Raw genomic sequence first — 7120 nt, forward strand, 5'->3', positions numbered from 1 at the left:
ATCCGCCTTTGCGCAACAAAGCCGAGTGCAGGGCAAACCTTCTCAAAGATATGCGAGAATACCGACTTTAGAGAGGTCGGGACAAAGGCATGGATTTTGAGCGGTGACAGACTCAGACGGCTTTCTTGCGCCGTGCCAGAAGACCGACTCCTAGCAACCCTGATAGCATGAGCGGAAGACCTGCGGGGATCGGCACAGGAGTCATAGTCGGTGGTGTATCCGTGATTTCAACGAGACCCGTCAAGGTTTCGCCCGCGTCACCACTAACTTCGCCTGCAAACAGGAATAACGAAGAACTAATTGAGATAGTGGGGTCAAACACAGCGGTTAGGCTGCCGCCGTCCCCAAGGGTAAGGCTTCCTGTACCGAAGAAAATCCCGTCAATATCGTTTAAAGCAGCCCAACTTTCGTCGACTGACGTTGCGCTAGACGAACCGTTGGTCGGGCCACCCGATGGGGATGGAGGTGCAAAACTTCCGGAACGAGTTGTTCCAGCACTAAAGATAAAGCTGTCTGCGTAGAATCGATCTGTATCGGTTGTTAGGAGACCGTCTACATCGAGAAAAATAGCATCGAGATCGAATCCAGAATAGATACCCGTAGAACCGCCCACGCCAGAATTGGAATCATTTACAGTGATTGCACCAATTTTTGTAAGGCCTAGACCAGTCAGGGCAGCGCGATACATTCTAGTGGATGTTGCTGTCCCAGTTGTGTCGATGCCTTCATCGGTAAAGGTTGGTGTCACAGTCGCAGCGAATGCCGTGGATGAAATCCCTAGAGCAGCTGTAAGCGTGAGACCACCCAAAAAAGAATGTGCCATTGTCATTTTCCATAAAGGTTCAAAACAAAGTCCCTACGCGGGGCGCGCTGCAAAGAAGTTTAACGAGAGGTCTGCGACAAAATCAAGCGCCAAGTTGACGCAGCGGAACGTGTATCTTGCCTGACACCTCTTCTGATAAAACCAAATGAAAGCAAATCGGTAGCGTTCGAGCGACTTCCAGAACTGTTTTGTTTGAAGTTTAGAACTTGGCTTCAAGCATGTGCTGTTCGAAGACGGGTAAGAAGCTGACAAGAATCCTTTACAAAACCCCTTCACCAGAAACGGTCGTTTCTGTCCCTCCCTAAGGGTTCTCGCGTCTACCGAAGGTTGGCCGGGACAGATCCCCCGAGAGAAACCATATGGTTCTGGCACGTTTTTTGGTTACTCGCGAGAGCGGCCGTTCGCTGCGGCCTGTCGAATGCGTAGGTCGGGCTCGAAGCCGTCATGCGGCGGCGCGACTGGCCTTCCGCGTCCGCTCGACACCGCTGATGCCGTTCGGCCCAAAGCTGCCGTACGTCTTGCCTCGACAAAGCAACCGGCCAAGATGGCATTCATTCGTACGAAGCTGTCGATCTGAGCTGCGGGCAGAGATGAAGGCGTCCATCAACGGTCCCCATAATCTAAGGGCTGAATCGATGCGTTGTTTATTCTGCAAGCCTCCGTAGGACGCTGCGAAAAGCGTGGAGCATGTCATTCCACAGTCCTTTGGGCAACAGCCAGGTCGTCCTGCCGCGTGGTATGATCTGTGACCCCTGAACGTGGGGCCAGTTGGAAAGACAGAATGATCTTCAAGAAGGTCGGCACCATCATGCCGGTATGGCAAATTCAGCGCTTCGATCCAGGGTATCTCTATGTGATCGAAGACAAGGGGCGGTTGAAAATCGGAAAAAGCCGCTCGGCGAAAGAGCGTCTCAAAGCCGCGAAGACGTGGTTGCCCGACATGGACTTGATCGGATTCAAACCCTTTTGGGGGATGTCGCATAACGAGCGACTGCTACACGCAGGCCTCTCCCGTTTCTGGTACGCGGGCGAGTGGTTCAGCTTCGCAGGCGAAGACAAAATGCGCGGTTGGTTCATCGAAAATTTTAGTGCTTTCAGCGACGAAGATCCCGACATGAACTCGGTCAACTTCATCTACTGGTGTCATGACGGCATGCTCGAATTGCAGATCGAGATGGACCGGCAGAATTTGACCCTTCCCAAGTTCCAGCGGCAGGTGTCTGATGTTCAGAAGGAGATCGACTAGACTTTCAACATCTCGACGACGACATCGGCCAAGCTGTCCCAAATTGACATCAGGTGCTCAGGGGAAGGTGCAAAATTCGTGGAGTGAACATACCTATTCAACGTGCCGGCAGACACGAGCTTGTCGCCTTGTTTGAATTTCTTTAGCACCTCGACCTGCTTTGCGTCGATCTTTCCAGCCGTTTGAAGGTGCAGTCCTGCTTTCTCAAGCCGGGTCGCAAGTTTATCGTTTTCGTGGACCACGACCTTAGCAGTTGTGATGTAGTTCTCCAGCGCGAGTTCGAGGAGCACGCGCATAAGAACCGAGATCGCGTTGGGATGGGTGCGCAGATCGAGGTGAAACTGTAGCTCTTCCCAGATTCGGTGATGGCGTTGAAGCCGACCTGGCCAGTTCAGATCGAAGTCTTTGCTCGGAATAAGCGTCGTTCGAATGGTCGGTTTTGCCTTGGCACTTGGTTTCACCTTTGCGGGCTTACGAGCCGGCGTCCCGGGCTCAACTGTTTTCGTTGTGTCAGTTTCCTTGGGGAGGACGCCCTCGCGCTCAAGTTGATCAAGATAGCTCTGCTTGCCGTCGATGTCCCAAACATCCCCGAGTACCAAATCGCGTTCGGCCAAGTCCTTCGCGATACGAGCCAGTGCGGCGAGCGACTTTGGCTGGTCATGCGTGAACTGGAAGCGACCGCCTTTCATGCTGATGCCAACGCGATGCCGGAAAGGTTCTGCAGACAGCAAGCGGTTGAGTGTTGACCGAGGAATCTTGCGGCGGGAGGGTAGGAGGTTCGCCTCTGCAAGCCGCCGTTCAATCTCGTCTGCGACACTCGGCCCGTTGCCCTTGCCAGTGCGCGTGATGAAGGTTGCCTTCATCCGGTCATCCCAAGTGCTCTGTCCGACGCCGGACTGTGAGCCGGTGTGGCGGCGGAAAAGGATCTCGTCGATTCGGTCTCGGTCGGTTTCTACCTGGCACAGAATTTCAGTCGGGAAGGAGCCTTTCCAGAGCGCTTTCTGTTCGCGGAAGAATGTTTGGAGCTCTGTAGTCGGCGCCCGGCGCGGATCATCGAGAAGTTTACAGCACGTCACGCGACGATTACCATCAAAGACGATGAACTTGGACTTTTGGGGAGAAACAAGGGGATACTCGTAAATTTCGCCCTGCTCCACGATGTCCTTCGCCAGACTTCGCATGTGCGCTTCGCGCTCGTTGAAGAGCCACGCAATCGCGGCCGTTTCATTTTCGAGCTCCCCGTGACGGTCGTTTGCGCGGTTTACAACCAGTGCATTCAAGGCAAGTTTTCTGAAAGCCATTTTTCCCCCTTATCTCAAACTACTAGGAAGGGTTGAGGAATCAAGCACTTCGGATAGCGGTGTGCTATTCAAGGGAACTCACCCGGAGAATTGGGTATGAAGGTGGGTGTGATAAGGTGCGCCGCTACGCCTCGGTCTGCCACCTCAGATTGTCTTCATCGGCCACCCATGTCGTTATGCCGACTTTGCTTCTAATGTGATGAGGCTAATGCTGCCCTTTTCCGGTGATTTCATGGGAAAAGGGCTGCGCGAATAATGAGCGGCCGCTTTGGCTGGATGCTGCGGCAGCCATACGGTGTTGTCGGCAAGCCACGTCCCATCCTTCGTGTCACCCAGAGGGGTGCAAGCTCTAGTTCCTGAATGAGTGTCCGCTTCTTGAATACGGACGGGGTGCCATCGCGCCTGCGGCGAATGACGGCTTCCCGCCCTACCTTCGGTGGCGCTCGCAGACGCGGCGATTATCGGGCACGCGCAGCGAACAGCAGTAAGGTCCGCAGTGTCGACCTTCACCCTACGAAAATGCTGCACGATGGACAAATGGCCGGTTCGGTAAGCTGCGTCGCGGCGTAGCCGTAGCCATCCAAGGTCGGCTTCTCTAATTGGGTGTCTGGGTCAAGCTCATCTTCCTTGTATCTTCGGGATCGGTGTCGCTCATCCGGGTCACGCTTCTCTTCGCAGTCTGGTCGTCTGAGCGCCGCTGCAAGCATTCGTCGGATTGGCAGTGGAGAGCCTTGCTTTGAGACGCGCTTGGTTGCGCAGCAGACATTTTCGGCTTCATCCACGAACCTCGTCCGGTGAGGACGATCCCGTCGTTCCATCGAGAAGTGGTCAGATCATGCTGCTGGCTCCTCGACGGTCGGACGGAACTGGGTCCCATCGCTCCAGAGGCGATGAAGAATGACAGCTAGCTTTCGAGCCACGGCGACGACGGCGCGGCGCCGACCCTTGGTCCGCATCAGGCGCATGCCCCATGACTTGATCCGGGAACCGGCCATGGTCCGCATCAGGAGCGCATTGGCGGCCGCGTAGAGCGTCGAACGGACGTCGCGATCACCAGCCTTCGAGATGCGACCCGGGTTGTCAGTTTCGCCCGACTGATATCGCCTCGGCGTCAATCCGAAGTGGGCGGCTACGGTCCGCGACCTCCTGAATCGCGCCGGGTCGTCGACGGCAGCCTTGAACGTCAGGGCCGCAATCGGTCCGACCCCGGGCACCGTCATCATCCGAACGCAGACCTCATCCCGGCTTGCCGCGCGCTTCACCCGGCGGTCCAGTTCCAGAAACTGGTCGTAGAGCGCCCGGCGGGCGTCGAGCAGAGGCAGGATCGCATGGGCCAAGATTTCGTCTATCTCCACCATGCCGCGTGCGACCTCGTCGAAGCGACCGTGGCTGACGCTGGAAGGCAGGCGGATGCCGAAGATCTTTAGCAGCCCCCGCACCTCGTTGGCGAGGTCGATGGTCTTGGAGAGCAACGCGCGCCGGGTGCTAAGGAGGGCTCGGATGCCGTGCGACTTCCTGCTCTTCATATGGACAGGGCTGAACCAGCCGGTCCGCAGGACCTGGGCGATCCCTCTGGCGTCGTTGCGATCTGTCTTGTTGCGCATGGCCGAGAGCGCCGCATTGACATGACGCGCTTCCATGCAGACGACATCGAGGCTTCGGCCCCGCAGTCCGAAGTAGAGATGCTGGCTCATCGTCCCCGCTTCGAAGCCTATCCGGGTTACCGGGCTGGGGAACCTCGCCAAGGCATCGGCGATCGCCTCGACCTCACAGGGAAGCTCCCGCTCGAGGCAGACAGCCCCCTTCTCGTCGATGATGCACAGCGCGCAGCTCCGCAGAGACACGTCCAGTCCAGCATAGTATTCCATGGTTCACTCCCTTCATTCGGATCATTCGATCCTAACAGGAGCTCGACCTTGTCAGTGAGGCAGCCCAATTACCGATGCTTTGGGCCGTGAGCGATGGCCGCGCCCATGCTGCAATTGCGAGCTCATCTAGAATCGACGCAGTCCGTTTGGGCTCTGTCCCGTCATTCGCCGCAAAGATCACGAGTGGCCGCTCTTACGTCTGGCGTTAATACTATTACCCATTCTGTTAATACCGCCGCCGCCACCGACACCCGAATGCCCCGCAAACCGGACGGGCAGGCGAGGCATTTGCGCTTCGTGACTTAACACGTTTCGGGTAATCTGTTCACTATGAGTGATATGCGTCTCTACGACCCTGCCGGAAACCGGCTCTATCTCAACGCCGAGGAGCGCGCCACCTTCCTGGCTGGGGCCCGGCGCCAGCCGGCACGCGACCGCACGCTCTGCGAGACATTGCACTTCACCGGGTGCCGCCCCTCCGAGCTCCTCGAGATCACGCCGGCCCGGGTCGACCTCTCCGGCGGCGCCATTGCCATCCGGTCCCTGAAGAAGCGCAAGGACGCCTCCGGCGCTGCGCGGATTGTCTTTCGCACGCTGCCGGTCCCGCCGGACTACCTCGACACGCTCAACACCGCGCACGGCATCCGTGAGGCCCAGAAGTCCCGGAAGAAGGCCGCTCAATCCATCTGGGGGATCAGCCGCGTCTGGGCCTGGAAGATTGTGAAGCGGATCATGATCGAGGCCGGCATCCCCGACGGGCCTCAGTGCAGTCCCAAAGTCCTGCGGCACGGCTTCGGGATCAACGCCGCGGTGAATGGCGTGCCGCTCAACATGCTGCAGAAATGGATGGGCCACGCCCAGCTCAGCACCACCGCGATCTATGCTGACGCCACCGGAAAAGAAGAGCAGAACATCGCCGCGAGAATGTGGGGGTTAGGGGGCATCGCGGATCGGCTGGCGGGGTGAAATCCCCCGCACGTCAAGCGCTCACCGTTAGAGTATACGCGTCGGCAACCAAGTTTTGACATGCGCGGAATGACCATAATGCCATTTTACGTAAGGCTCAGCACCGATCCAATGCCGGTTCGAATACCGCAAGCGTGAGTAAAACGTAAAACTAGTATTGTCGTCGCCGCGTTTTGCATTCATTTCATCGCCAGAGAAATGGAGAGACCAATGGCACACGACGTAAATTTAGGCGAGATGTCGCGAGACGAACTGGTAAAGCTTGAAAAGGATGCTCAAAAAGCTCTCAAGAGTTACGACCAACGCAAGCGCACTGAAGCGATGGCCGCAGCAAAAGAAGCCGCCAGGGAACATGGCTTCGCGCTCGACGAGCTGCTTCAAGATGCCCCAAGCAAGTCAAAAGGTCTTCCGAAATACGCAAACCCGGAAAATCCCACCGACACATGGACTGGCCGTGGACGTAAACCGAAGTGGATGGACGAGAAGCTCGCTGCGGGACATAGCCAGGACGAATTCCTGATTAAGTAAGCACAGAAGGAGGCTCACCGTAGCCTCTGAGTGTACGGCTATCAGTCGATAATTTCGAAACTGGTGGCCGTCCGCCGCTTTACCCAAAGAACCTGGCCACACGGAGAGTGTCTCGGAGCCGCGTTTGCCTGTCCCGAATATACGGCTCTGGCAGGGCATTCCTGGGAAGCTCGCTGTCATTAGGACGATATCCTGATGCTTGGTATCCCTGTTCCGCCAGCACATGAGTATGGATCGTGTTTTGATCGTACTCGCATTATCCCGCGGTTGCTTTTTTGGCCTCCCTGCGCATCAATGTCCGCAGGGGACAGCAGAATATGGTTCAAAGGAAACTCGGCGTCGCTCTCGACGCGATCCGCAGTGCAGCTTTGGAACCGCGCGCCTGGAC

Annotated in this window: 6 protein-coding genes; 3 read left to right on the forward strand and 3 right to left on the reverse strand. The window is 56.9% G+C overall.

Translation table 11 applies throughout. The features are described from left to right. Window positions 1–112 precede the first annotated feature (112 nt). Complete coding sequence (locus OCH239_RS22995) at window positions 113–823, reverse strand: hypothetical protein (RefSeq protein WP_157578033.1); 711 nt, start codon at window positions 821–823, stop codon at window positions 113–115. Between the two features lie 781 nt (window positions 824–1604). On the opposite strand from OCH239_RS22995, the gene OCH239_RS20850 reads away from it, so the two are divergent. Continuing rightward, window positions 1605–2069, forward strand: a complete 465-nt coding sequence (locus OCH239_RS20850) for a GIY-YIG nuclease family protein (protein ID WP_037267284.1) — start codon at window positions 1605–1607, stop codon at window positions 2067–2069. On the opposite strand, the gene OCH239_RS20855 is transcribed toward OCH239_RS20850, so the two are convergent. Further along, entirely contained in the window at window positions 2066–3370 is a 1305-nt protein-coding gene (locus OCH239_RS20855; RefSeq protein WP_037267286.1) for a hypothetical protein, read from the reverse strand. The two genes, OCH239_RS20850 and OCH239_RS20855, sit on opposite strands and share 4 nt — an antisense overlap. An 833-nt stretch (window positions 3371–4203) precedes the next feature. Further along, window positions 4204–5238, reverse strand: coding sequence for an IS110 family RNA-guided transposase (locus tag OCH239_RS20860; protein WP_037267287.1), 1035 nt, complete (start codon window positions 5236–5238; stop codon window positions 4204–4206). Between the two features lie 330 nt (window positions 5239–5568). On the opposite strand from OCH239_RS20860, the gene OCH239_RS20865 reads away from it, so the two are divergent. Beyond that, entirely contained in the window at window positions 5569–6204 is a 636-nt protein-coding gene (locus OCH239_RS20865) for a tyrosine-type recombinase/integrase (protein WP_037267288.1), read from the forward strand. A gap of 210 nt (window positions 6205–6414) precedes the next feature. Further along, window positions 6415–6732 (forward strand): H-NS histone family protein, encoded by a 318-nt coding sequence (locus OCH239_RS22435; protein ID WP_084782762.1) that lies wholly within the window; start codon window positions 6415–6417, stop codon window positions 6730–6732. Window positions 6733–7120 lie beyond the last annotated feature (388 nt).

This window comes from Roseivivax halodurans JCM 10272, from assembly GCF_000521785.1.
Taxonomy (GTDB): Bacteria; Pseudomonadota; Alphaproteobacteria; order Rhodobacterales; family Rhodobacteraceae; genus Roseivivax; species Roseivivax halodurans.